This is a genomic window from Vreelandella venusta, from assembly GCF_007989605.1.
Lineage (GTDB): Bacteria > Pseudomonadota > Gammaproteobacteria > Pseudomonadales > Halomonadaceae > Vreelandella > Vreelandella venusta.
Genome location: NZ_BJUL01000001.1, coordinates 408,445 through 433,280, shown reverse-complemented (window position 1 = coordinate 433,280; position 24,836 = coordinate 408,445). Strand labels below are relative to the sequence as shown.

Annotated in this window: 17 protein-coding genes; 9 read left to right on the top strand and 8 right to left on the bottom strand. The window is 57.3% G+C overall.

The annotated features are described in order from the left end of the window. The first annotated feature begins 100 nt into the window (after positions 1–100). Positions 101–919, top strand: coding sequence for a TraX family protein (locus tag HVE01_RS02030; protein WP_146942103.1), 819 nt, complete (start codon positions 101–103; stop codon positions 917–919). Between the two features lie 53 nt (positions 920–972). Here the strand turns inward: HVE01_RS02030 and HVE01_RS02025 are convergent, their stop codons facing one another. Next, positions 973–2,166, bottom strand: a complete 1,194-nt coding sequence (locus HVE01_RS02025; protein ID WP_146942101.1) for a 5-(carboxyamino)imidazole ribonucleotide synthase — start codon at positions 2,164–2,166, stop codon at positions 973–975. 12 nt (positions 2,167–2,178) lie between these two features. Beyond that, complete coding sequence (gene purE, locus HVE01_RS02020; RefSeq protein WP_125750268.1) at positions 2,179–2,691, bottom strand: 5-(carboxyamino)imidazole ribonucleotide mutase; 513 nt, start codon at positions 2,689–2,691, stop codon at positions 2,179–2,181. A 218-nt stretch (positions 2,692–2,909) separates the two neighbouring features. On the opposite strand from purE, the gene HVE01_RS02015 reads away from it, so the two are divergent. From HVE01_RS02015 to HVE01_RS02000, 4 genes are all read left to right on the top strand, one after another. Next, positions 2,910–3,182, top strand: coding sequence for an XRE family transcriptional regulator (locus HVE01_RS02015; RefSeq protein ID WP_089039409.1), 273 nt, complete (start codon positions 2,910–2,912; stop codon positions 3,180–3,182). A 256-nt stretch (positions 3,183–3,438) separates the two neighbouring features. After that, positions 3,439–4,215, top strand: a complete 777-nt coding sequence (gene dsrO, locus HVE01_RS02010; protein WP_125750271.1) for a sulfate reduction electron transfer complex DsrMKJOP subunit DsrO — start codon at positions 3,439–3,441, stop codon at positions 4,213–4,215. Continuing rightward, complete coding sequence (gene nrfD, locus HVE01_RS02005) at positions 4,199–5,386, top strand: NrfD/PsrC family molybdoenzyme membrane anchor subunit (protein ID WP_146942099.1); 1,188 nt, start codon at positions 4,199–4,201, stop codon at positions 5,384–5,386. Before dsrO ends, nrfD begins: the two co-directional genes overlap by 17 nt. After that, complete coding sequence (locus HVE01_RS02000) at positions 5,379–8,474, top strand: molybdopterin dinucleotide binding domain-containing protein (protein ID WP_146942097.1); 3,096 nt, start codon at positions 5,379–5,381, stop codon at positions 8,472–8,474. The genes nrfD and HVE01_RS02000 overlap by 8 nt, the downstream gene beginning before the upstream one ends. A gap of 19 nt (positions 8,475–8,493) precedes the next feature. Here HVE01_RS02000 and chrA read toward each other — a convergent pair whose 3' ends face one another. The 4 genes from chrA to HVE01_RS01980 all read right to left on the bottom strand — a co-directional run bounded on the left by chrA (position 8,494) and on the right by HVE01_RS01980 (position 12,339). Beyond that, positions 8,494–9,687, bottom strand: coding sequence for a chromate efflux transporter (gene chrA / locus HVE01_RS01995; RefSeq protein WP_146942095.1), 1,194 nt, complete (start codon positions 9,685–9,687; stop codon positions 8,494–8,496). Between the two features lie 240 nt (positions 9,688–9,927). Then, entirely contained in the window at positions 9,928–11,604 is a 1,677-nt protein-coding gene (gene ilvD, locus HVE01_RS01990) for a dihydroxy-acid dehydratase (RefSeq protein WP_120386581.1), read from the bottom strand. 127 nt (positions 11,605–11,731) lie between these two features. After that, the gene (locus HVE01_RS01985; protein WP_241006732.1) at positions 11,732–12,022 is read right to left on the bottom strand and encodes a helix-turn-helix domain-containing protein; all 291 of its coding nucleotides are present in this window, start codon (positions 12,020–12,022) and stop codon (positions 11,732–11,734) included. Continuing rightward, positions 12,019–12,339, bottom strand: coding sequence for a type II toxin-antitoxin system RelE/ParE family toxin (locus HVE01_RS01980; protein WP_038477087.1), 321 nt, complete (start codon positions 12,337–12,339; stop codon positions 12,019–12,021). Before HVE01_RS01980 ends, HVE01_RS01985 begins: the two co-directional genes overlap by 4 nt. Positions 12,340–12,485: 146 nt before the next feature. Here HVE01_RS01980 and recC point away from each other — a divergent pair, with 146 nt between their 5' ends. Beyond that, on the top strand, positions 12,486–16,127 hold the full coding sequence (gene recC / locus HVE01_RS01975; protein ID WP_146942093.1) for an exodeoxyribonuclease V subunit gamma: 3,642 nt from the start codon (positions 12,486–12,488) through the stop codon (positions 16,125–16,127). Between the two features lie 55 nt (positions 16,128–16,182). On the opposite strand, the gene HVE01_RS01970 is transcribed toward recC, so the two are convergent. Then, positions 16,183–16,647 (bottom strand): helix-turn-helix domain-containing protein, encoded by a 465-nt coding sequence (locus tag HVE01_RS01970; RefSeq protein WP_125750287.1) that lies wholly within the window; start codon positions 16,645–16,647, stop codon positions 16,183–16,185. Between the two features lie 221 nt (positions 16,648–16,868). Between HVE01_RS01970 and HVE01_RS01965 the strand changes: the two genes are divergently transcribed. Next, on the top strand, positions 16,869–17,357 hold the full coding sequence (locus HVE01_RS01965; RefSeq protein ID WP_125750290.1) for a DUF2938 domain-containing protein: 489 nt from the start codon (positions 16,869–16,871) through the stop codon (positions 17,355–17,357). Positions 17,358–17,374: 17 nt separating this feature from the next. Here HVE01_RS01965 and pncB read toward each other — a convergent pair whose 3' ends face one another. Further along, positions 17,375–18,556, bottom strand: coding sequence for a nicotinate phosphoribosyltransferase (gene pncB / locus HVE01_RS01960; RefSeq protein WP_089039424.1), 1,182 nt, complete (start codon positions 18,554–18,556; stop codon positions 17,375–17,377). Between the two features lie 145 nt (positions 18,557–18,701). Between pncB and recB the strand changes: the two genes are divergently transcribed. Both recB and recD read left to right on the top strand, forming a co-directional pair. After that, positions 18,702–22,508 carry an exodeoxyribonuclease V subunit beta gene (recB, locus tag HVE01_RS01955; protein ID WP_146942091.1) on the top strand — a complete coding sequence of 1,269 codons (3,807 nt, stop codon included), beginning with the start codon at positions 18,702–18,704 and terminating at the stop codon, positions 22,506–22,508. Further along, positions 22,505–24,766, top strand: a complete 2,262-nt coding sequence (gene recD, locus HVE01_RS01950) for an exodeoxyribonuclease V subunit alpha (protein WP_146942089.1) — start codon at positions 22,505–22,507, stop codon at positions 24,764–24,766. Before recB ends, recD begins: the two co-directional genes overlap by 4 nt. Positions 24,767–24,836 lie beyond the last annotated feature (70 nt).

Here is a 24,836-nt window from a genome sequence, read left to right as displayed (position 1 = left end):
AGCACTTAAACTAGTACTTAAACTAGCACTTAAACCTGTACCGAACTTGCTCAGTCAAATCGAGTCTGTAATCCAGTAAGGAAACTCACAAGGAAGTCTAATGGCTGAACAAACCACTGCAAACGTCTCCGCCGAGGCGGCTTACGATGCGCGCCCCTCGTCTCATTGGACCGCCTGGGGTCAATGGCTGGCGCTATTCACCATGACCGTAGATCACCTTACTCGCTATGTGCTACCGGGTGACTGGGACTTAAGCTGGGCAGGCTCGTCCATTGGCCGTATCGCCTTTCCTCTGTTTGCGGCAATGGTTGCCTGGCACGGGCTGTTCAATACCCGTAACCCACTACGCTACTCACGCCGCATACTGGTCATTGGTTTAGTGGCTCAGTTGCCTTATATGCTAATGCCACGCGCGTCTGACGATTTTATTCTTAATGTCTGCTTCACGCTTGCCTGTGGCTTAGCGCTGGGCGCACTGGTTCGCCAAGGTTGGCAGCACTATCAACAGCAGACGCTAGGATTAGCTTGGCTAATGCTTGGAGCAGCGGTAGGCGTCACCGTTTGGTATTTGTTGGGCTTCTGGGTGGAGTACGGCCATAACGGTTTGCTACTGATTCCGCTATTAATGTTTGCCATGCAGGCGCTTAACGAAACCCGCGACGCGCTAAAATCGCGCTTGTGGGCAGGTTTAGCCGCATTTCCCGCACTTTGGATAGCCGGTCAAATGAATGCCTCAGACATGGCAAAGTCGTTTACCGTTGGCACCTGCATGGTGATATTGATGCTAGCAGCGGGCGCTGCCCAACGCGTCCCCCCCGTAGCCCTGGCCATGCCACGCCGTCTATGGCTTGCTTGGTATCCAGGACACTTTGCTTTAATTGCGCTATGGCTATTGCTTAGCGGCCAACTGGCGGGGTAATTAACGACGAAGCCGCCCTAATCAGGCGGCTTCGTAGTGATAATCCATCAACGTTACAGTGAGCGTTCGAAACTCCACGCCACCGGCGGTGCATCAGGAAGCAATGCCTGACAAGCACGCACTTTTTCAAGCAGCTCGGCATGCGTGTCAGCGACGACATTGACATGTGCCAGCTTGCGCCCTGCCCGCTCTTCCTTGTCATAGCGATGCAGATGAGTATTGCCAATCGCCAGCAGCGCGGCATTGTCACCTTCCTGGCCAATGACATTCACCATGCAAGTAGGCGCAATAGCCTGGGTGCTGCCGAGCGGTAGGCCCTGCACAGCGCGCAGATGGTTTTCAAACTGGCTAGTGACCGCACCATCCATGGTCCAATGGCCAGAATTATGCACGCGTGGAGCCATCTCATTAGCCAATAGGCTGCCATCACGCGTTTGGAACAGTTCCAACGCCATAACGCCCACGTAATCCAGCTCATCCAACAGCATGCGAATGTAGCTATCGGCTGTCTCTTGAACGCTGGTAGCTAAATCCGGCAGCGGCGCAACGGAATAGCGCAAAATGCCATCTACATGTTGATTTTCCGCCATGGGATAAAACACCACATCCCCATCACGACCGCGCACGGCAATCATCGAGACTTCCCGTACAAAATCAACAAACGCTTCTACGATCAGTTGGCGATGACCAATGCTCTTCCATGCCTCTTCAGCCTGCTCCGGCGCTTTCAGCACCGCTTGCCCTTTACCGTCATACCCCTCTGTCACTGATTTGGCGACCACCGGGCAGCCCAGCTCATTGGCTGCCGCTTCAAGCTGTTCGGCACTTTCAACGACGCGGTAGGCAGGTGTCGGAATACCCAAGCGATCAAATAGAGCTTTCTCTTCAACACGGTTTTGGCAAACGGCAATCGCCCGGCTTCCTGGGTAAACGGGTTTGTGCTGTTCAATTTGCTCAACCAGCGCTACGGGCAGATGCTCAAACTCATAGGTTACTACATCGACCTTATCGAGAAACTCTGCCAAATGCTGGTTATTGGGATCGATAACAACGTCGCCAATGCCCGCACTCGGGTTGCCGGTCGTGTCTAAAAAGGTGAAGCGGTTACCTAGCGGATAGCCAGCCAATGCCAGCATACGACCAAGCTGGCCTGCACCGAGCACACCAATGTTCTTAGCGATGCCAGCGCTTTTCGAACTACCAGCACTTTTCGAACTACCAGAGCTTTTCGAGATACCAGAATTCATGGCCAGGATTCCTTAATTCGCTTCCGCATCGGGGCGAGGGTCTGGGTTATCCAGCACCATTTGGGTTTGCTCAGCGCGGAAAGCCTCAACCGCTTCACGCACGCTGGTGTCATGCAAACCGACAATCTGTGCTGCCAACAAGCCTGCATTGGTCGCGCCTGCTTTACCAATCGCCAGTGTGCCAACAGCGATGCCACCGGGCATCTGCGCAATTGAAAGCAATGAATCCAAGCCTTTAAGCGCTTTGGATTCCACTGGCACGCCCAGCACTGGCAACGCCGTTTGGGAAGCCACCATGCCGGGCAAATGGGCAGCACCGCCCGCTCCCGCCACAATTACTTGCAAGCCACGTTCAGCGGCACTTTTAGCATAGTCAAACAACAAGTCAGGGGTACGATGAGCGGAGACGACGCGGGTCTCATAAGGGACGCCCAGCCGCTCTAACATCGCCACCGCGTGTTCCATGACGGGCCAATCAGATTTCGACCCCATGATCACGCCCACTTTGGGTGCGCTGTTCGACATGCAAAAACTCCTCGGCCAAAGGGCCTACTAAAGCAATCAAGCGTTTAATGTGCCGTGTGCCGCAAGCGGCTCACCAGGAAATTAGAAGGCGCATAGTCTACCAGAGCTAGTCGCTTAGAGCGCGTTTGTAAATAGATCGAAATTTTAATCAAAGTAGCATTGAAAAGCGCGCGACTTGGCGGCATTGTGTGTTTGTCATTTCAGACTGATGGAGTCCCATGAGTACGGCATACTCAACTGCTCACGCAGAAACGCTAGATCCTCCGCGAAGCAGCCCTGACCTCGATGTCAGGGATTTAGAAAAACGTACGCGCCTTATGCGTATCATTACCCGCCTGATCGCCGTATCAGATCTGGGAAGCCGCGAAATAGCCCGCCGGGCGGGGCTTCCAGTACAAAAGATCAGCGACCTGCTCGCCGGAAGGCTAGAGCACCTAGATATTGATGAACTCAATGTCTTGCGTCGCACGTTAGAGCTGGAGACGCCATAGCAATAGTTGCTACCTAACGTAATCATTCATCCCCTTTGTTTGCTAACAGGCTTGCCCGCTGGGCAGGCCTGTTTTTGTTTCAAAACAGCTAATTAGCGTTCCAGGATTAAGGGAGCATTAAGAAACTCTCGCTAACCCATTGACACGTATCAATTTTTTATAATACCAAAGGCGTAACCTTAGCGTATCCAGATCACTCGCTGTGAAACAACGGCTTGTTTCTATCAGCAACATCTTTATCAGCTAAGGAGGCGTTATGGACGCCGTTCGTCGGTCGTTGCTAGGCCAATTGGCCCGACTAAGCGCGGGCGCGGCGCTAGTGCCGCTATCCAGTCTTGCTCAAGCTGGCATTAATCAGCAGCCTGCCCGCCGCGAGGGCGACCCTAGCAAACGCTACGGCATGCTAATCGACCTTCGCCAATGCATCGGCTGCCAAGCCTGCACGGTGTCGTGCCATATCGAGAATGCTGCACCGCTTGGCCAGTTTCGAACCACTGTCTCTCAATACGAAGTGCAACACCAAGAAAGTGGTGAACTGGCAACGTTTATGCTGCCGCGGCTATGCAACCACTGCGAAAATCCGCCCTGTGTGCCGGTTTGTCCCGTTGAGGCGACCTATCAACAGCAGGATGGCATCGTTGTCGTCGATAGTGACCGCTGCGTCGGCTGTGCTTACTGCGTCAACGCCTGCCCCTACGATGCCCGTTTTATTAACGAACGCACTCAAACTGCCGACAAATGCACCTTCTGTGCTCACCGTTTAGAAGCGGGGCTACTGCCTGCCTGCGTTGAAAGCTGTGTGGGTGGTGCCCGCATTATTGGCGATATGCGCAATCCAGACAGCCAAATCAGCCGTCTGATCAACGAGCATCGCGACGCGCTCATGGTGCTTCAGCCAGAAAAAAACACCCTTCCCCAAGTGTTCTATTTAGGTATGGACGAACGATTCACTACGCGCCCCGTGGCAGAACCCGTGGCGCTTGAAGTGCTCGACCCACACGGCCAGGAGATGGGCTATGAATTCCACCATTGAACTACTCGCCCCACGCTATGACATCGCCTGGTATCCCTGGGCAGTGCAGTACTTTTTTATGATTGCGGTCTCCTACGCCTGCCTTTGGCTGGCAGCGCCCGCACTGGTGTTTGGCAAGCAATCCTGGTTGCCTACAGCACGTCTGGCAATGATCGCCTGCGTCAGCACAACGTTAGTCGCGCCGGTGGCCTTATTGGCAGATCTACATCAGCCACTGCGCTTTTGGCATTTCTACGCCTACGCCAATACGCATTCGTGGATGTCGATTGGCAGTGTGGTGCTGCCGCTGTATCTGGCCAGCGTTTTAGGCTTCGCCTGGCTGGCTTGGCGACCCGCGCTGCAGGCCCGGCAACAGGCAGCGGGGCTGAGCGGGTTGATCGCCAAGTGGCTGAGCATGGGCAGTGGTGCGACACCCAAAGCGCTGGTGGCTCTGGTGGGATTAGCCGCCCTGGTACTCTCAAGCGGCATTATGCTCTACACCGGAGCGGAGTTAGCTATCGTCAAAGCCCGCCCGTTATGGAACACCATTTGGCTACCGCCCATGCTGGTAGCGAGCGGATTTATTGCCGCCGCGGGGTTAATACTGGTTCTCAACCGCGTGAGCGGACTCTGCGCGCCCGCCGTTACCCGGCAGATACTTTATGTCTTGCTAGTATTCTGTGCGCTAGCGGGACTTATCGCGCTCAGCTGGCTGTTAGACGGCTTGAATGCCCACGTTGGCTCAGTGGCGGCGGCACTGGAGTCTGTCCGTTTCAGCCCCTCTTGGCGCAACACCGCACTTTGGGGTGGCCTTACCGGCGTAGCCCTATTTGCCAGCGTGGTATTTCTGTTAACGCGTTCGGCTCAGCGCCAGCCAGCACTGTTTGCCTGGGCATGGTTGCTAGGGCTAGTGGCTATCCACATGGGCTGGATGTTCCGCTGGGTAGTGCTGATGGATGTTCAACATGTGGCTCGTAACAGCGCAGGTTTCCATCACTACGGTATCCCTGCTGGCTCTTCCGGCATTTTAGGCATTGTCGGCACTTTCGGGCTTTGGCTGGCAGCCATTTTATTGATCGAGCTATTTATTCCATGGCGACAGGCTCAACAAGGTAGCCAGCTACCAGGTAACGCCCAAGATGCATCTCGCGCCCCACTCACTGCTAACAAAGGAGCGCCTAGTCATGGCTAAGTCCGCTCAAGATCCCTCACGCCGTCGCTTTCTAAAAGGTGCCGCTGCCGCTGGCGGTGCCGCTACCTTTGCCGTGGGCTACGCCGACCCGCTGGCTAAAATGGCCAAAGGCATTACCGGCAGCGCAGGTGAAAAACCGCAGCATAATATTCATGGCAATTCGCTGATGCCTGAATATCGTGTCGATTTAGCGACCGGCGAACTAACGCTCACCCCCGATCAACGGGTGGCTTTTACTATTTGCTACGGCTGCACCACCCAGTGTGGAGTGCGCGTGCGAGTCGATGACACGCGCGGCGAAGTGCTACGAGTAGCTGGCAACCCCTATCATCCGCTTTCTGCCGATGACCATTTGCCAATGCGCACACCGGTGGAGGATGCATTGCGCAGCGTGAGTGCTTACCAAGAACACGGGCAAGTTAACCGCTCCACCGCGTGCGCCCGTGGCAACGCAATGATGAGCCAGATCACCAACCCGTTCCGTATTGATCACTGCCTTAAACGGGTCGGTGAACGAGGCAGTCGCGAGTGGCAAAAAATATCGTTTGAGCAACTTATCGAGGAAATTTGCGAAGGAGGCGATCTGTTCGGTGAAGGAAAGGTAGACGGCCTGCGTGACATTCGCGACCACGATACGCTGATTGACCCCGACAACCCTGAGTACGGCCCAAAAGCTAATCAGTTGATGGTCATGGAAGCCACTGACTACGGACGCTCGGATTTACTTAAACGCTTCACCTTGAACGCTTTTGCGACCCGCAACTATGGCCATCATGGCGCTTACTGTGGCCTAGCGTTCCGCATGGGGTCTGGAGCAGTGATGAATAACATCGTCACGAACGCTCACGTAAAGCCAGATATCCAGAACGCACGCTTTATCATGTATATCGGCTGCGCCCCCAGCCAGGCAGGTAACCCATTTAAACGCCAAGGCCGCTTGCTTGCACAGGCACGCGCCGCCGGCACGCTGGAATATGTGGTGGTGGACCCCGCGTTGAACGCTGCGACTTCCCATGCCGCCGACAACAACCGCTGGGTGCCGATCCGTCCTGGCACCGATAGCGCCTTTGCCATGGCGATTATTCAGTGGCTACTGGATAACGACGGTTATGCCAAGGAATTTCTTGAACTACCCGGTCAAGCCGCCGCCGATGCAGCGGGGGAAACCACCCACTCCAATGCCACCCATTTAGTGATTGATACCTTCGAGCATCCGCGCCGAGGCTACTTTTTGCGCGCCAGCGACCTTGGTTTTGCCGAGCCAGGTAGCGATGCCGACATCCCCGTCGTGGTGTCAGAGGGCGACTTGGCACTGAGCGAACAGGTAATGACCGCCGACCTGTTTGCCGAACGCCCAGTCACCCTGGCGGATGGCACCACCGTCACCGTCAAAACCAGCCTAGCGCTGCTGCGCGAATCCGCCAATCAGTACGACCTAGACACCTACGCTGAACATTGCGGCATTGCCAAAACAACGATCATCGAGCTGGCTCAACGTTATGCTAGCCATGGCAGGAAAGCCGCCGTTAACTGCCACGGCGGCATGATGTCAGGCAATGGCTTTTACGCCGCGTTTGGCGTGCAAATGCTTAACCTGTTGGCTGGCAACTACAATATGAAAGGTGGCAGCGCCGTGGGCGGTGGAACCTATAACGGCACCGGCGAAGGCCCCCGCTACGACCTCGCCAACTTCCCAGGCAAACGCGGGCCCCAAGGCGTGTTCCTCTCCCGCTCACGTTTTCCCTATGAGAAATCATCGGAGTACCAGCGCAAGCTCGCGACAGGCGAAAACCCCTATCCCGCGAAGGCACCCTGGCGTTCACTGGCACCGCCAACGCTCACCGAGCACTTACCTTCCGCACTGGATGGCTACCCCTACCCGATCAAAGCGGTGATTGGCTGTATGGCTAATCCAATTTATGGTCAAGCGGGCCTGAAAGGAGTAATTGTCGATAAGCTGAAAGACCCCAAACGGTTGGGCCTCTTTGTTGCCATCGATGGGTTTATCAATGAAACCAATCGCTATGCCGACTACATTGTGCCTGATTCGGTGATGTACGAAGTCTGGGGCTTTGCAGGCTCCTGGAAAGGCACGCTGGGCAAACTCTCCACCGCTTGCTGGCCAGTCGTTGAGCCCCGCCAGCAAAAAACCGCCGAAGGCGAGCCGGTTTCTATGGACAGCTTCTTTATCGCGGTTGCTAAACGGCTAGGACTGCCAGGCTTCGGCGACAACGCCATTCCCGATGCCGACGGCAATCTCCATCCGCTCAACCGCGCTGAAGACTATTACCTACGGGCGGCCGCCAATATTGCCTTTCAAGATGAACCACTGCCCGAAGCGAACGCCGCGGACATTACTCATGGCGGCATTACCCCGCTGCTGCCTAAAATCGAGCGTACACTGAAAGCCGATGAGCGCGGCCGCGTTGCCTACCTTTACGCTCGGGGTGGGCGTTTCGAAGAGGCAAGCGAACACTTTGTCGGCGAGCACCTGAAACATCAGTGGCAAAAAACGCTATGTGTGTATAACGAAGCGGTGGGCACCAGCATTGATACTACTAACGGGTTACCCAATAGCGGCGTGCCCTGTCACAAGTTGCCACAGCTCGCCAACAAGCAGCCCATGCGTGAGGTGTTTTCAGAAGAAGAGTGGCCGCTGCTGGCGTTTTCGTTCAAGTCCAACCTGATGAACTCTTACGCCATTGGTAACGAGCGGCTAAGAATGATCAAGCCGTATAACCCGGTACAAATGCACCGCCAAGATGCCGAGCGCTTCGGCATCCAGCATGGCGACACTATCCGCATTGAAAGCCCAGGCGGAAGCATAGTGGGGCTTGCGCTGGTGAGCGAAAGCGTTGTGCCAGGTGCATTAGGCATTGAGCACGGCTACGGGCATAAAGACTTAGGTGCCACGCCACACATCATTGACGGTCAATCCCAGCCAGATATGCCCTGGATGCGCGCCGGTATCAACATCAACGACCTAGGCTTTCAAGACCCTACGCGAGAGGTCGGCGGCACCTGGCTTGAACCGATTAGCGGCGCCAGTGTGCGCCAAGGTCTTCCGGTAAGAGTAAGCCGCGTATAAACCGGCTGGGGTAGTGATGCTACAGCGTGATCACTACCCCACCCAAGGCGATGACGATCACCACAATCCACGCCGGTAGCTTCCAGGCGGTCAGCAGTAAAAAGCCCGTCAGCGCCAAAACAAATTCATACGGCCCGATAATCGCGCTGGTCCATACCGGCTGATAAAGCGCCGCGCCTAAAATACCCACCACTGCCGCGTTAGCACCGCGCATCAACGCCTTGGCGCTCTGCCAACGGCGAAAATGATTCCAAAAGGGCAACACGCCCACCAACAGTAAAAAGCCAGGAATAAAGATCGCCAATAGCGCCAGCAGCGCACCAACCACGCTATTGATACCGGGCAACAGCGCGCCCAAGTAAGCAGCAAAGGTGAATAACGGCCCTGGCACCGCCTGGGCAGCCCCATAGCCTGCCAAAAACTCATCTGCGGTAATCCAGCCGGATTGCACCACTTCCGCTTCCAGCAGCGGCAGCACCACATGCCCGCCGCCAAATACCAATGCGCCAGAGCGATAAAACGCATCGGCCACTGTTAGCCACCCAGCGCTGCCTGCCATTAGCGGTAGTACTATCAGCAGCACAGCGAATAGCCCCAACGCCATCGTGCCTGCACGGCGAGAGACTGGAAACTGCAGTGGCTCACTGGGCGTAACCGCGGCAATACTGCGGCATAGTGCCAACCCGGCGATACCGCCTAGCACAATCGCAGCGACCTGCCCCAGCGGCCCACTGACCATAACGACTACAAACACCGCCGCCAGCGCAATTCCCACCCGGGTTTTATCAGGGCAAAGGTTACGCGCCATGCCCCACACCGCGTGGGCCACAATGGCTACCGCGACAACTTTTAAGCCATGAATGATGCCGCTGGCAATCGGGCCATCCAGTACCGCCGCGCCAAACGCGAACAGCACCAGTACTATGGCGGAAGGCAGCGTGAATGCCAGCCATGCCATGGCCGCCCCCCAAGGCCCGGCGCGCATTAATCCCAAGGCAAAGCCCACTTGGCTACTGGCAGGCCCCGGCAAAAATTGGCACAGCGCCACAAGATCCGCGTAGGCGCTTTCGCTTAACCACTGTCGGCGCTCCACAAAAGCCGTACGAAAATAGCCCAGGTGAGCCACCGGCCCGCCAAACGAGGTCAATCCCAAGGCTAAAAACGCCCAAAACACCTCGCTTACCCGCCCGTTCAGATGGTGCTTTTCAGCCATAGCGTAAGCTTCCCCATGTGGACAAAAGGCCTAACCTACCGTTTAAAGCTGACACAGTGATGACAGTGTGCACGATTATCCGCTGGGGCTTCATCAACGTGGGTGCGCTGACGCTTACACCGCGCTACAAAATCTGCTTATTCAATGAATTAAGTAGCGCGTGGTAACGAATCTCGCGAGGCACGAGCGAGTGAGGCACCCGCGGGCTGATCCAGGCACCTTCACGTATTGATATGCCGGTTAATCGGTTACCGCACCGGTACTGGCAGAACTGACCAACTTGGCATACTTCGCCAGCACGCCTTTGCGATAACGCGGTTCTGGCTGCTGCCAGGCGGCGCGGCGGCGCATCATCTCTTCATCGCTGATGTCCACTTCAATGGTGTCGGCTTCGGCATCAATAGTGATGGCATCGCCATCCTGCACCAGCGCCAGCGGGCCGCCATCGAAGGCTTCCGGTGAGACGTGGCCAACCACAAAGCCATGGCTGCCGCCGGAGAAACGCCCATCGGTAATCAACGCCACATCATTACCCAGGCCACGCCCCATAATCGCAGACGTTGGCGTAAGCATTTCGCGCATGCCGGGGCCACCTTTTGGCCCTTCATAACGAATCACCACCACATCGCCCGCTACTACGGTACCGTCATTAATGCGCGCCTGGGCCTCTTCTTCAGAGCCAAACACCCGCGCCGAACCGCTAAAGCGCGTACCTTCCTTACCGGTAATTTTGGCCACTGCACCTTCCGGCGCCAGGTTGCCAAACAGAATGCGCAGATGGCTTTCGGCTTTAAGCGGGTTACCCAACGGCGCAATAATCTGTTGATCCATGGGGTAAGGCTCAACCTCTTCCAGGTTTTCGGCCAGCGTTTTACCGGTCACTGTTAAGCAGTCGCCGTGCAGCAACCCAGCATCCAGCAGAATTTTCATTAGCGGCTGAATGCCACCAATCGCCACCAGCTCGCTCATCATATAGTGGCCGCTGGGGCGCAGATCAGCGACTACCGGCACGCGCTTGCCGATCTCGGTGAAGTCGGCAAGGGTTAGTTCCACGCCAATGGTGCGCGCCATGCCAATCAAATGCAGCACAGCATTGGTAGAACCGCCCAGTGCAATCACCACGGTAATCGCATTCTCAAACGCTTCGCGGGTCATGATGTCAGAAGGCTTGATGTCACTGGCCAGCAGTGCCAGCACGGCCTCGCCTGCCGCTTTACAGTCATCGCGCTTGTCTTGGGAAATGGCGTTCTGCGCCGAGCTACCTGGAAGGCTCATACCCAATGCTTCAATGGCAGATGCCATCGTATTAGCGGTGTACATACCGCCACAGGAGCCCGGGCCAGGAATCGCGGTTTCTTCGATATTTTTAAGCTCGATCAGGTCAATATCACCGCGGGAGTGGGCGCCCATCGCCTCAAACACCGACACGATATCGGTATGGCCTTTACCGGGCATAATGGTGCCGCCATACACAAACACGCTGGGACGATTCAGCCGTGCCAAGCCCATCACGCAACCCGGCATATTTTTATCGCAACCGCCAATCGCCACCAGCCCATCAAAGCCTTCACAGCCCGCCACGGTTTCAATGGAATCGGCAATCACCTCGCGGGAAACCAGCGAGTACTTCATGCCTTCGGTGCCGTTAGCAATGCCATCGGAAATAGTGATGGTATTAAAGATTACCCCTTTACCACCCGCCGCATCGGCACCGTCACGGGCGAACTCTGCCAACTCACCAATGTGGCTATTGCACGGGGTCACCATACTCCAGGTAGAGGCAACGCCCACCTGAGGCTTGGTAAAATCATCGTCGTTAAACCCCACCGCCCGCAGCATTGCGCGGCTGGCCGCCTTGCCAGGGCCATCCACCACCTGGGCTGAATGGCGGCGGGTATTATTAGTCGGCTCGGTCATGGGGAATTCCTCTTTGCTTGACTCACATCGCGTTACGCACGGTATCCACATAGCTTGGCGATGCCATGGCGTTCACGCAAGCAAAGATGACAAACCCAAGTGGCTCACTTATAGCGTACTATTTACGTTAAATAGCGGTTTTATGCCGCTGAGCCTGAACAGACAGCTCAAATCCGCAGGCATCCGCATAACGTTGCAGCGTTTTCCAGCCGGGATTGCTATCTCCACGCTCTAACCTACTGATGTTACTTTTCTGGGTATGCAAGCGCTTGGCTAACTCTTCCTGAGTTAAGCCAGCACGCTGACGCATAGAAATAAGCGTTGCCGCCAGCTCAAACTCTGGCGCCAAACGCTCATACTCTGCTTTCACATCAGGGTTTTGAAGCGCCTGCTCTTTCAATGCTTTTAAGTTAATCACGACTGCACCTCGCGCTGTCTTGATCGAGCCAACATCAACGCCTGACGAGGCGTTTTTTGGCTCTTTTTGACAAATGCATAAAGAATCACGACCTGTCGTCCATGCACATAGCAAAACAAAGAACGCCCGATGCCCTCTTTTGCTTTTGCTCTGATCTCGAAAAGACCATCGCCCATCGACTCTGTATGCGGTGGCCCTAAGTTCGCGCCATGCTCCTCTACCATTTCCAGTAACCGGAGCATTCTAGCTTGTATTTTTGGCGGCATGCCGAGAATCTCTTTCTCTACGCCGGGATAAAAACTAACCTGCCATTCCATAGCCAAGCTCCGGTTAAGTTATCTTTTATGATAACCAAACTTCTGTAAAAGTTCCTAGCTCTGATGCACGCGGGTTCCTTTAACTTATGGCACCATAGCGCTACGCGCTATTCCCAATGCCTAATGCCGTGAAGGAACACCACCGCATGTCTGCCAATTCACACTGCTCACCAACGCCATTCTCGCCAACGTCGCTTACCCCTGGCTTTATGGTGGTGCACGCTAACCGCCTGGAAGACTTGCGCGGGCTGGCGGTGCAGTGGATGCGCTTGCACCCGTTGGGACCGTTGGAAAACGAGACCATTCTGGTGCAGAGCAACGGCATTGGGCAGTGGTTAAAGTTAGCGTTGGCGGAAGACCCAGAGAATGGCGGCGCAGGCATCGCCGCCGCGCTGGATGTCATGCTGCCCGCGCGGTTTCTATGGCAGGCCTACCGCACGGTGCTCACCCACGTTGATCAAGATGGCGACGCGGTGCCTGAAACCTCGCCGTTTGATAAATCGCGCTTGGTATGGCGGCTGCTACGCCTGCTGCCCACGCTAGCGGGGCAGGAAGTGTTCGCGCCGCTGGCGCAGTTCTTGGAAGTCGACCGCGACCAGCGCAAGCACTACCAACTGGCCGAGCGGCTGGCGGATTTGTTCGACCAGTATCAGGTCTACCGCGCCGACTGGCTGGATGCCTGGGCCAACGGTGATGACGTGCTGATTACTGCTCGGGGCGAACCCCGCCCGCTGGAAGAGCACCAGCGCTGGCAGCCCGCGCTATGGCGCATTCTGCGCGAAGATGTCGCCGCCAGCCAAGGCGATGCAGGCATCAACAGTAGCCGTGCCCAGGTGCATCGGCGCTTTTTGAAAGCGACTGAACAATTGGAAGGCCAGCCCTGCCCGCGCGGTTTGCCTCGGCGGCTGATTATTTTTGGTATTTCATCGCTGCCCCAACAAACCCTGGAAGCCCTGGCGGCACTCTCTCGCTGCTGCCAAATCGTGCTGTGTGTGCACAACCCCTGCCAGTTCTACTGGGCAGATATCATCGAGCACAAAGATTTACTGCGCGCCAACCGCTACCGCCAGCGGCGCAAAACCGGTATGCCCGAAGCGCTAGATGTATTGGGCACCGGCGACGCCGACGATGCCCTGCACCTTCACGCCCAGCCGCTACTCGCCGCTTGGGGCAAGCAGGGCCGCGACTACCTGCGCCTGCTGGATGAACACGACGATTCGGGCAACTACCAAACCCTGTTTGAGCAGCAAGCGCTGCGGATCGATATGTTCGAGCCGTTTAACGGCGTTGATCGCGACTGCCTGCTCAGCCAACTGCAAGATGATATTCGCGAGCTGCGCCCCGTGGCGGAAACTCAAACCCACTGGCCCGCGCTAAGCTCGGCAGATGATTCCATGGTGTTTCATATTGCCCATGGCCCCCAGCGGGAAGTTGAGATTCTTCACGACCAGTTGCTGGCCGCCTTTAGCGCCGACCCCGACCTGCGCCCGCGGGATATTATCGTCATGGTGCCAGATATCGACCGCTACGCGCCGCATATTGCCGCAGTATTTGGCCAACTACCAAACGACGACCCACGGCATATTCCCTATACGCTTTCCGACCAAGCCAGCCGCCACCGCCTGCCACTAATGATTGCCCTGGAAAAGCTGCTGCGCCTACCTGAACTGCGCCTTTCGGTCAGCGACTTACTGGATCTGCTCGATGTACCCGCTCTGCGCCAGCGCTTTGGGCTGGAAGAGCGCGACCTACCGGTACTCGAGCGCTGGATGGAGGGTGCAGGCATTCGTTGGGGGCTGAATGCCAAGCAGCGCCAGACGCTTGAGCTACCCGGCGGGTTAAGCCAAAACACCTGGGCGTTTGGCCTGCGCCGCTTGCTGCTGGGCTACACCGTGGGTGAAGGCCACGCTTGGCAAGGAATCGAGCCGTTTGACGATATCGGCGGGCTGGAAGCGGGCCTTGCCGGGCCGTTAGCCACCTTGTTGGAAAAGCTCGAAGAGACCTGGGAAACCTTCTGCCAGCCCACCGATGCGGCCAACTGGGTAGCGCGACTACGCACGCTGCTGGAAACCTTCTTTCTGACCGACGACGCCCAAGAAAGCGTAATGCTCACCAAGCTGGAAAACGGTTTGCAGCAAATGCTGGAAAGCAGCGAGGAAGCCCAGTTAACCGAACCGCTGCCTCTCTCCATGGTGCGCGAACACTGGCTGGCACAGATTGATGAACACAGCCTTTCCCAACGCTTTCTAGCCGGTGCGGTCAACTTCGCCACGCTAATGCCCATGCGCGCCATTCCGTTTAAGCGCGTGTGTCTGCTGGGCATGAACGACGGTGAGTACCCCCGCTCTCAACCACCGCTAGATTTTGATTTGATGGGCAGTGACTACCGCCCCGGTGACCGCTCCCGCAGGGAAGACGACCGCTACCTGTTTTTGGAAGCGCTGCTCTCCGCCCGCGACCAGCTCTACATAAGCTGGGTCGGCAGAAGCCAAATCGATAACACACCGCTACCGCCTTCGGTACTGGTCGGCCAACTGCGTGACCACCTGGAAGCAGGCTGGCAGATCGAGAACGGCACGCCGCTGCTGGAAGCGCTAACTACCGAGCACCCGCTGCAGCCGTTTAGCCGCGCTTATTTTGCTAGCAACCCGCAAGTCTCGCGACTGTTTACCTATGCACATGAATGGCGCGAGGTACACGCACCGCGCACGCCTCAAGCTGCCCATCCGACACTTTCCCCACCGGAAAACATCCCCACCAACCTGACGCTTGGCCAGTTGGGCCAATTCCTGCGCGAGCCGGTACGCGCCTTTTTCAATACCCGGCTGGGGGTGTATTTCGAGCAAGAAGCAATTGCCGAACTGGACGAAGAGCCGTTCGCCCTGGATGGCCTGCAAAACTGGCAGTTGCAAGACCAACTGATCGCCGCCCAGCGCCACGCCATTGACCGCGGCGAGCCACGCATTGAAGCACTGCACGCAGCCCTTGAGCGTTTTCAGGGCCAAGGCGTATTGGCCATGGGTGCCTTTGGCGAGCGTATGCGCGATGCCTTAGCAGAACCCATGGAAGCCCTGTTCAGCGACTACGAAGAAGCCCTGGACGCTTGGCCGATTGCGCTAGATGACCCAGCAGCCATTCACCTAGCAGGGAGTAACGGAATTACGTTGGAAGACTGGCTGGGCGAGCTACGCCAGGATGACGTGGGCAACCGCTGCCGCCTGCTATTACTCAGCAGTAGCCTGATCAAGAACAGCAAGTACCAGTGGCATCTGCTGCTACGCCACTGGGTTGCCCATCTGGCTGGCAATCTCAGCGGTCCGATGACCACCCAGTTACTTTCCAAGGCCGGCAATATCACTCTGGAGCCTATCGCTGCCGACACCGCCCACGCCCACCTGGAAACTCAGCTAAGCGCCTGGCAACACGGCCTGGAAGTACCGCTTCCGCTAGCCCCCCAGGCCGCCTTTGCTTGGCTGACAAAACTGGGTACACCTGACATTGCGATTGAGAAAGGCAGGGAAAGCGACGCCTACGCCGCAGCCGAAAAAGTCTATGAGAGCGGATTTAAAACCACCGGCGAAGCCGACCAGAGCCCTTATCTCGGCCACCAATGGCCCCGCTTCGAGCGGCTGTTTTTCGACCGCACCGCCAACGAAAAGCACACCTTTGCCGAACTCACAGAAGCGCTGTACGCCCCGCTGTTTTACGCTGTGAAAGGTAATGCGAAGAAAGATAACGCGAAGAAAGATGATGCGAACAAAGATAACGCCAAGAAAGCGGCATCGTAGTGCGTTAAGCGCCTCGTCTAGCCTCTATTCAGGCTCAACCGTGTCCATGTGATGATCAGGGTTTACTCCCTTTCTGCTTGGCACGGCTGCTTTTCTGCGTAAGGCGTTTTTTCTGCTCGGGCCTTCGCCCAGTCTGGCGAGCCAATGCGATGCGCATAAGACGTTGAAACGTTGGGCACTCCAGATGGCTCGGCGCGGTGCAGGTCGCCACATGACGCAAACCGTCACGAAGGGCTGTCAGTTCGTTAATGTGACGATCCAGAAGATCCGCCTTAGCACTCACCGCTTCACGGTCGATTTCCGGCTGCCGTTGCGTGCCAAGCATGTCGCGCATCTCGGCCAGTGAAAACCCCGCGACCTGCCCCAACGCAATCAGCGACAAGCGTGTTAAAACGCTGGTCTCGAAAACCCGCCGCAGACCATTGCGCCCCACCGACCTAATCAGGCCAACTTCCTCGTAATAGCGCAATTTCGAGGCAGGAATACCGCTTTTTCGAGACAGTTCGGAAATATCGAGCATGGCACTTGACTTAAAGTTGACTTGAAGTAATAGGCTACAACGCTTCTCCCTTACGTATCCACCCACACTTCTAGCCACACGTCTATCCACACTGTCAGGAGTCTAACAAGCATGCCTGTTTTGAATACGCACAGCCGCCCATACGCCATTGCTAAACCGTTAACAAGAGCAAAGATAACAAGCACAGACACGACCGGGGTAAAAATGCCAGGAGCGCAGCAATGAGTGGGCTGCTGACCGATGCGCTACTGCTCGGCCTGGGAGCAACTGCTTTTATGGACATAGTCGCGCTGCTGCAGAAGCGGCTGCTGGGTATTCCTTCGCTGAATTACGCTATGGTCGGACGTTGGCTAGGGCATTTGCCGAAGGGCAGGTTCATCCACCGGCCGATTGGTGAAAGCGCCCCGATTCAGGCAGAAATGGCGCTAGGATGGCTGGCACACTACCTGATTGGCATCGCTTTCGCGATCATATTTTTAGTGCTGGTTGGGCCAAACTGGCTGGCACGCCCCACATTTATACCTGCGTTAGGCTTCGGTGTGATCACGGTAATTGCGCCGTTTCTAATCCTGCAGCCTGGTATGGGCGCAGGGGTTGCCGCCCGCAAGACGCCGCAGCCAACCATTGCCAGGCTGCGTAGTCTTTTCGCGCACGCCAGTTTTGGCGCTGGCCTATGGGTGGCAGGCGTCCTAGTGATGCGGGTTCTTTAGGCCAGCATAAAACCAGCTTAAATACTCGTCTCGCTTAACGAGAGTATCCGTTTTGCTAACGAAATCATCTCCGGGTCGCCGGTATGCTTATCCGGCACATCGGAGAGCTTGATCACCGGCAGCCAGCCCTGTCCTTCGGGGCGCGCCTCGACCATTTTGATCACCATATTCATCGGCTCAGCGCCGACATCATTAGTGAAGTTGGTGCCGATACCAAACGCCATCCCAATCCGTTCCTGACAAAACGCTTGAATGCGCTCGACTTTTTCCGGCGTTAAGGCATCCGAAAAAATGATCGTTTTACTAAGTGGATTAATTCCCAAGCGTTCATAGTGCGCGATGGTTTGGGAGGCAAACTCAATCGGGTCACCGCTATCATGGCGTACGCCGTCGAACAGCTTGGCAAACTTTTTATCGAAGCTGTCGAAGAAAGCGGACGATGTAAAGGTGTCGGTTAGGGCAATTCCCAAATCGCCACGATACACATCCACCCAATGCTCAAGGGCAAGACTGTTAGCCATTTTGAAGCCAAAGCGAGCACCATGGAACATAAACCACTCGTGGGCGTGGGTGCCTATCGGCTTCACATCGTGACGCATAGCCAACAGTACATTGCTAGTGCCGCTGAAGGCTTCACCACCATAGTGGCGCAGCGCTTCCACCACTCGATCATGAACCTCAAATGAGAAACGGCGACGCGTGCCGAACTCGGCAATTTTCAGCCCTAAGCGGCGATAAAGCTCAATCTTTTCCTGGGTGCGTTGCTCGATCAAGGCATCGTCATCATGGGTCACCGAGACGCCACGTAGCCGATACCAAAGTTCGCTGATCAACGCCATCAGCGGCACTTCCCATAAAATAGTGCGGTACCAAGGCCCCTCGATAACCACCGACAGCTCACTGCCCTGCTGCTCGATGATTACCTCAGAGGGTTCGTAACGAAAGCCGGCCAGAAAATCGAGATAGGTCGGGTCAAGATAAGGGCAAGTAACTTCCAGGTAGCGCTTTTCCTGATCGCTCAGGCGAAGCGCCGCCATTTTATCGACCTCGTGGCGGAGCGCAGTACCAAAGCCTTCAGGAAACGCGTGCTGGCCACGATTGATAAATGCGTAGCGTGCATGTGCATAGGGAAAGCGTTTGATCACGGCGTTCTGCATCGTGATTTTGTAGAAGTCATTATCCAGAAGCGAGGTCAGCATGAGATCCCTACGTGTAAGTGAACCGAAGCCGCTGGTAGCGTAAACTAAGCGTCCTAAGAGTGGCTTGGCGACAAGATTATCAGGTGGCGGGGCACTCATACAGTCTTGGCCCCGCGCTGGGGCGCTTTACTTTCGGAGACCCGTGATGAGTCAGCCCGCCCCGCTTAACCCACTTACGCTACCGCTTCACGGCAGCCGCCTGATTGAAGCCAGCGCGGGCACGGGCAAAACCTTCACCATTGCGCTGCTCTACGTACGCTTGGTACTGGGCGGGCAGCACAGCGAAGACGACAGTGCCTTTGTGCGCCCGCTCACCCCGCCGGAAATTCTGGTCGTTACCTTCACCAACGCCGCCACCCAGGAACTGCGCGAACGTATCCGCCACCGGCTAGTGGAAGCTGCAGCGGTGTTTAGAAAGGCACAGGACGCGAAGGAAGCAGGTCACGGAGAGGGTCTTTTTCCAGGGATGGAAAAAGTAGCGCCCAGGGATGGGTTCACAGCGCCCTCGGAGTGGCCTGCTTCCGAGCCTTCGGACGACCCGTTGCTCCTCCAACTCCGCGAGCAATACGCAGAGGCAACTTGGCCCGCCTGCGCCCGCCGTCTGGAGCTAGCCGCCGAATGGATGGACGAAGCCGCGGTTTCCACCATCCACAGCTGGTGCTACCGCATGCTGCGCGAACACGCCTTCGATAGCGGCAGCCTGTTCTCGCTCAACCTGGAAAACGACCAGCGCGAACTGGAGCAAGAAGTGGTGCGCGACTACTGGCGCACCTTCTACTACCCGCTGGATGCCGACGCCCTGGGCAGCATTACCCGCTACTGGAAATCGCCGGATAAACTCCACGAAGATGTGCGCAAGCTGCTCCACGAAAGCGACGCTCTGGGCAGCCAGCGCCCCGCGCCAGCCGACACATTAAGCGCTGCCGAAGCCGAACGCAGCGCCACGCTTAGCACACTAAAAGCCCCCTGGCCCGCTTGGCTAGATGAACTGGTGCCCGCACTGGAAGAGGCCGCCAAACGTAAAGCCTTCAACGGCAAAAGCCTCAACGCCAACAGCCGCGCCAACTGGCTGGGCGCACTGCGTGAGTGGTGCGAGAGCGACCTTGAGCGCCCCGCGTTGACACCCGCCGCCTGGAAACGCCTGACCCCAGACGGTATGGCCGAGATATGGAAAGACGGCGCGCCCCCCTGCCCGGCCGCCTGGGAAGCGCTGGCGGAAATGCCCGCCGCTCTCAACGCCTTGCCCGAACCGCGCAACGACCTACTGATTCACGCCGTGCAGTGGTGCAAAGTGCGTATGGAGCACGAGCAAGAACGCCGCGCTGAAATGGGCCCCAATGATCTGCTCACCCATTTAGACCGCGCCCTGCAAGGCCCCAACAAAGACGCCCTGGCCGCGCAGATTCTGCGCCAGTTTCCCGTCGCGCTGATTGACGAGTTCCAAGATACCGACCCGATTCAGTACCGCATTTTTAACGCGGTCTATGATGTCGCCAACCCCCGCCGCGACGCCGCTATGCTACTGATCGGTGACCCCAAGCAGGCCATCTACGCCTTTCGCGGTGCGGATATTTTCACCTATCTGCAAGCCCGCCAAGACACAGCAGGCCGCCACGTCACGCTGGGCACCAACTTCCGTTCCAGCCGCGCCATGGTGGAAGCCGTCAATCACTGCTTCCACTACGCCGATCAGCATCCGGCTGGGGCGTTTCTATTTCGCCAATCAGGCGGCGAAAACCCGCTGCCGTTCTTATCGGTAGATGCCAAAGGCCGCGACGAACAGCTGATACACCAAGGCCAGCCGCTGCCCGCCATGACGCTGTGGCCGTTAACAAGCGAAGAACCTCTTTCCAAAACCGCTTACCAAACCGAGATGGCCGAACGCTGCGCCTCTTATATGGTGGAACTGCTCGCGGCAGCGCAAAGTGGCAATAAACAAGGCCAAAGCGGTTTTCAGAAAGGCGATGAGCTAAGCCCGCTAAAACCTTCCGATATGGCAGTGCTGGTCAACGGCCTGCAGGAAGCCCGCGCCATTCGCTTAGCGCTGGCCAGCCGAGGGGTGAAGAGTGTTTACCTTTCCGACCACGATAAAGTATTTAGCTCGCCCATGGCCCAGCAGGTAGAACGCTGGCTGCGCGCCTGCGCCGAGCCACTGGCTAGCTCCCGCCAAGCCGAAGCCCATCTGCGCGCCGCTTTGGCGACGCCCGTGCTGGGGCTCAGTTTGGCCGACCTTGATCACCTGCAACAAAACGAGCTGGCCTGGGAAGCGCGGGTGGAGCAATTCAGCCACTATCATCGCCTATGGCAGCGCCAAGGTGTGCTACCGCTGGTACGCCGTATGATGGTGGATTTCGATATTCCCGCCCGCCTACTGGGGGAATTCGAAGAGGGTGAGCGCTTGCTCACCGACCTGCTGCACTTAGGCGAATTGCTGCAGCAAGCCAGCGCTGAACTGGATGGCGAACACGCGCTGATTCGCTTTCTGTATGAAGCCATTGCCGACCCGGAAAGCCATGGCGACAGCCACAAACTGCGCCTGGAAAGCGATGCGGATTTGGTCAAAGTGGTCACCATCCACAAATCCAAAGGGCTTGAGTACCCGTTGGTATTCCTGCCGTTTATCGCCAACCATCGCCCGGTGAGCGATAAAGACATACCGCTGCGCTGGCACGACGCCCAAGGCAACCTGCAGCTCAGCCTAAGCGCCGATGAAGAAACCCTGGCCACCGCCGACCGTGAACGCCTTGGGGAAGACCTGCGCAAGCTTTATGTGGCATTGACCCGCGCCCGCCACGCGACTTGGCTGGGGCTAGCCCCGCTGCAAGGGTTGGAAAATAGCGCCCTCGGCTACCTGATTAGCGGCGGAAAAGCGCTGACACCGGCCGAACTAACCAGCGCGCTGGAAGCGCTGGCACACGGCAGTGAGATTGCTATCAGCGAGCCACCGGCGCCCACTGCCCAGCGCTTTACTCTCTCTGAACAAAGCGCCGCACTTGGCCACGCCCGCACACCCACGCGCCCAGCCAAGGAACACTGGTGGATTGCCAGCTACTCGGCGCTGCGCCTTTCCGGCACGCTCATCGCCCCCACGGCCACGCCACTGGAGCCGACCACCGCCCAGGAAGCCACCGCGTTTGAAGTATTGGATGAGCCGCAGGAACTATCCCAGTTGGCCCAGCAGGAAACATTTCATCTGCATAAATTTCCTAGAGGGCCAGGGCCGGGCACTTTCCTGCACGGGCTATTGGAATGGGCAGGCAGACAAGGCTTTGCAGCCGCTGCTAACGATCAAGATTCACTCAACGACATGCTATGGCGGCGCGTACAGCTGCGCGGCTGGCAAGCATGGCAGGAACCGCTGGCTGGCTGGCTTTCAGCGCTGCTCACCACGCCGTTACCGCTGGCCGCGCCAAACCAGCAAAGCGTCGCGCTCACCGAACTCACCAGCTACCAAGTGGAGCTAGAGTTCTGGCTGGCCGCCCAACGGGTCAACACCCAAGCAATTGATGCGCTGGTAAGCAAGCACTTACTGCCAGGGGTTGAGCGCCCAGCGCTGGACACCGACACCCTAAACGGCATGCTCAAAGGCTTTATTGATTTAGCCTTCGAGCACCAAGGGCGCTTTTACGTACTGGACTGGAAATCGAACTATCTAGGGCCGAATGACAGCGATTACGAACCGGAAGCCCTGCGCCATGCGCTGCTGGCCAAGCGCTACGATCTCCAGGCCGCGCTTTACCTGCTGGCTATGCATCGGCTGCTAAAAGCGCGCCTGCCCGACTACGACCCGCACCAGCACTTGGGCGGTTCAATGACGGTATTTCTACGTGGCAATCGCAGCCCAGGGCGCGGGGTATTTTCCGAGCCAGCCCCGGTTGAACTGATCGAAGCACTGGATAGCCTGTTTGCAGGCGCATCGTTTTCAAGCCCCGCACAGGAAGCGACGGTATGAGTAAGCCCAAAGACACCCACACCTTCGACCTGTTTGGCGATGCCGTTGAAACACAGGATGCCCAGCCCACCACAGCTTCCACGCCAATGAGCGCTCACCCTGCGTTAAGCGATACCGCTGAATTACTAACCCTATGCGAACGCTGGGTAGCAAGAGGCTGGCTGCGCGATTTAGACCGCGCCCTGGTGCGCTTTCTAGCAACAGAAGCAGCGGATGCCCCCGCACTGCTGCTGTTAGCCGCTGCCCTGGCCAGCCATCAACTAGGCCGAGGCCATGTGTGCCTGGATTTAAACGCCACGCTTAACGCACCGGATTTCGCCCTTTCGCTACCGCCCGAAGGGGATGATTTAAGCGACCCGCCACCGCTACCCAGCGACGTGCTGGCAACGCTCACGTTAAGCGAATGGCAAGCTGCGCTGCATCACCCACTGCTCACCAGCGAAGGCCCTGGCAATACACCGCTGGTGGTAGTAACGACTCACTCAGGCGCTGGTGATAAGAGCCACACGCGGCTCTACCTACGCCGCTACTGGCAATACGAGCAAACCCTACATCAGCAAATCGCCACACGGTTAGCAGCGACGGGTGACGACAGCCCCTTCGATCTTCTCCCCCAGGCGCTGAACGTTTTGTTCAAGCCAAGCGATGGCCTCGACTGGCAAAAAACCGCCTGTGCGCTAGCCGCCCGCAGCCGCTTCGGCATTATTACCGGCGGCCCTGGCACCGGCAAAACCACCACCGTGGTGCGCCTGCTCGCCCTGCTACAAACGCTGCAACTGGCCCACTCACCCAGCCAGCCGCTGCGCATTCGCCTAGCCGCCCCCACCGGCAAAGCCGCCGCCCGCCTGAATGAGTCCATCGCCGGTCAGGTAAGCAGTTTGCCCTTGGCAGAGTTAGAAAAACTCTTAACGAATGGCCTTATAAGCGAAAACCAGGCAAGCGACCAACCGCTCATAGCGATTCCTACCGAAGTGACGACCCTGCACCGCCTGCTGGGCGCCCGCCCCGACACCCGCCACTTCCGCCACAGCGCCGCCAACCCGCTAGCGCTGGATGTACTGGTGATCGACGAAGCTTCGATGGTGGATATCGAAATGATGGCCGCCGTGCTAAGCGCCCTGCCCGCCAATGCCCAGTGCGTGCTGCTGGGGGACAAAGACCAGCTAGCCTCGGTAGAAGCTGGCTCGGTACTTGGCGATTTATGCCGCCGTGCCGAAGCCGCCCACTACACCCCAGCAACCGCCCAATGGCTGGAAAGCGCCACCGGCCAGCCGCTGCCACCAGAGTACCTGGATGCTGACGGCCAGCCGCTCGACCAAGCCATTACCATGCTGCGGGTAAGCCACCGCTTTAACGAACACAGCGGCATCGGCCAGTTAGCCCAGTCGATTAACCAGCCCAGCCATGCCCAAACTGCCCGGGAAAAACAGCAGGCCGTTAACGCCGTGCTGCGCCACGGCTACCCAGACTTACACCACCTAACGCTTGCAGAGGACACCGCGCTGGATAAGCTGGTCATTCACGGCAGCGCGGACAAGTTTCTCAATAGCGGTGAAGGCCGCACTAACCACAAACATGAACCCATCGCCCCGCCCACTGGCTATCGCCACTACCTAAAGGTGCTAAACGCACAGCGCCCGCGTGGGGAATCGTTTGAGGACAACCCAGCGGCCTATAACGCCTGGGCAAGCGAGGTGCTAAGTGCCTACAGCCACTTCCAACTGCTATGCGCGCTGCGCAAAGGCCCCTGGGGGGTAGAAGGCCTAAACCTGCATATCTCCAAAACCCTGCGCAGCGAAAAGCTGCTGTTTGGCAGTGATTACACGTTGGAAAAAGGCTGGTATGAAGGCCGCCCGGTGCTGGTCACCCAAAACGACTACGGCCTAAAACTAATGAACGGCGATATCGGCATCACCCTGGCGGTACCGGATCCCCGCAATCCGCAACAAAAGCTGTTGAGAGTTGCCTTTCCTTCATCAAGTGCCACGAGCGATGCCGATACCCCCATCCGCTGGGTGCTGCCCTCCCGCCTACACGCGGTGGAAACCGTATTCGCGATGACGGTACACAAATCCCAAGGCTCGGAGTTCCTGCACACCGCCCTGCTGCTACCGCCCACCATCAACCCGATTCTCACCCGCGAGCTGGTCTACACCGGCATCACCCGCGCCCGCGACTGGCTCACACTAGTGGAAGCCAAACGCGGGGTGTTGAATGAGGCGGTGGTCAGGGAGGTGATGAGGGTTAGTGGGATGTAGAAGGTTATAATCAAAACCGACATTAGTGGTGCTGTTAATGTCGGTCTTCGGCCAGGAGCTGCTTTTTATT

Bases quoted from the DNA above. Each gene is read 5' to 3' on its own strand.
- HVE01_RS02030 (WP_146942103.1), top strand. From the start codon at position 101: ATGGCTGAACAAACCACTGCAAACGTCTCCGCCGAGGCGGCTTACGAT.
- HVE01_RS02025 (WP_146942101.1), bottom strand. From the start codon at position 2,166: ATGAATTCTGGTATCTCGAAAAGCTCTGGTAGTTCGAAAAGTGCTGGT.
- purE (WP_125750268.1), bottom strand. From the start codon at position 2,691: ATGTCGAACAGCGCACCCAAAGTGGGCGTGATCATGGGGTCGAAATCT.
- HVE01_RS02015 (WP_089039409.1), top strand. From the start codon at position 2,910: ATGAGTACGGCATACTCAACTGCTCACGCAGAAACGCTAGATCCTCCG.
- dsrO (WP_125750271.1), top strand. From the start codon at position 3,439: ATGGACGCCGTTCGTCGGTCGTTGCTAGGCCAATTGGCCCGACTAAGC.
- nrfD (WP_146942099.1), top strand. From the start codon at position 4,199: ATGAATTCCACCATTGAACTACTCGCCCCACGCTATGACATCGCCTGG.
- HVE01_RS02000 (WP_146942097.1), top strand. From the start codon at position 5,379: ATGGCTAAGTCCGCTCAAGATCCCTCACGCCGTCGCTTTCTAAAAGGT.
- chrA (WP_146942095.1), bottom strand. From the start codon at position 9,687: ATGGCTGAAAAGCACCATCTGAACGGGCGGGTAAGCGAGGTGTTTTGG.
- ilvD (WP_120386581.1), bottom strand. From the start codon at position 11,604: ATGACCGAGCCGACTAATAATACCCGCCGCCATTCAGCCCAGGTGGTG.
- HVE01_RS01980 (WP_038477087.1), bottom strand. From the start codon at position 12,339: ATGGAATGGCAGGTTAGTTTTTATCCCGGCGTAGAGAAAGAGATTCTC.
- recC (WP_146942093.1), top strand. From the start codon at position 12,486: ATGTCTGCCAATTCACACTGCTCACCAACGCCATTCTCGCCAACGTCG.
- HVE01_RS01970 (WP_125750287.1), bottom strand. From the start codon at position 16,647: ATGCTCGATATTTCCGAACTGTCTCGAAAAAGCGGTATTCCTGCCTCG.
- HVE01_RS01965 (WP_125750290.1), top strand. From the start codon at position 16,869: ATGAGTGGGCTGCTGACCGATGCGCTACTGCTCGGCCTGGGAGCAACT.
- pncB (WP_089039424.1), bottom strand. From the start codon at position 18,556: ATGCTGACCTCGCTTCTGGATAATGACTTCTACAAAATCACGATGCAG.
- recB (WP_146942091.1), top strand. From the start codon at position 18,702: ATGAGTCAGCCCGCCCCGCTTAACCCACTTACGCTACCGCTTCACGGC.
- recD (WP_146942089.1), top strand. From the start codon at position 22,505: ATGAGTAAGCCCAAAGACACCCACACCTTCGACCTGTTTGGCGATGCC.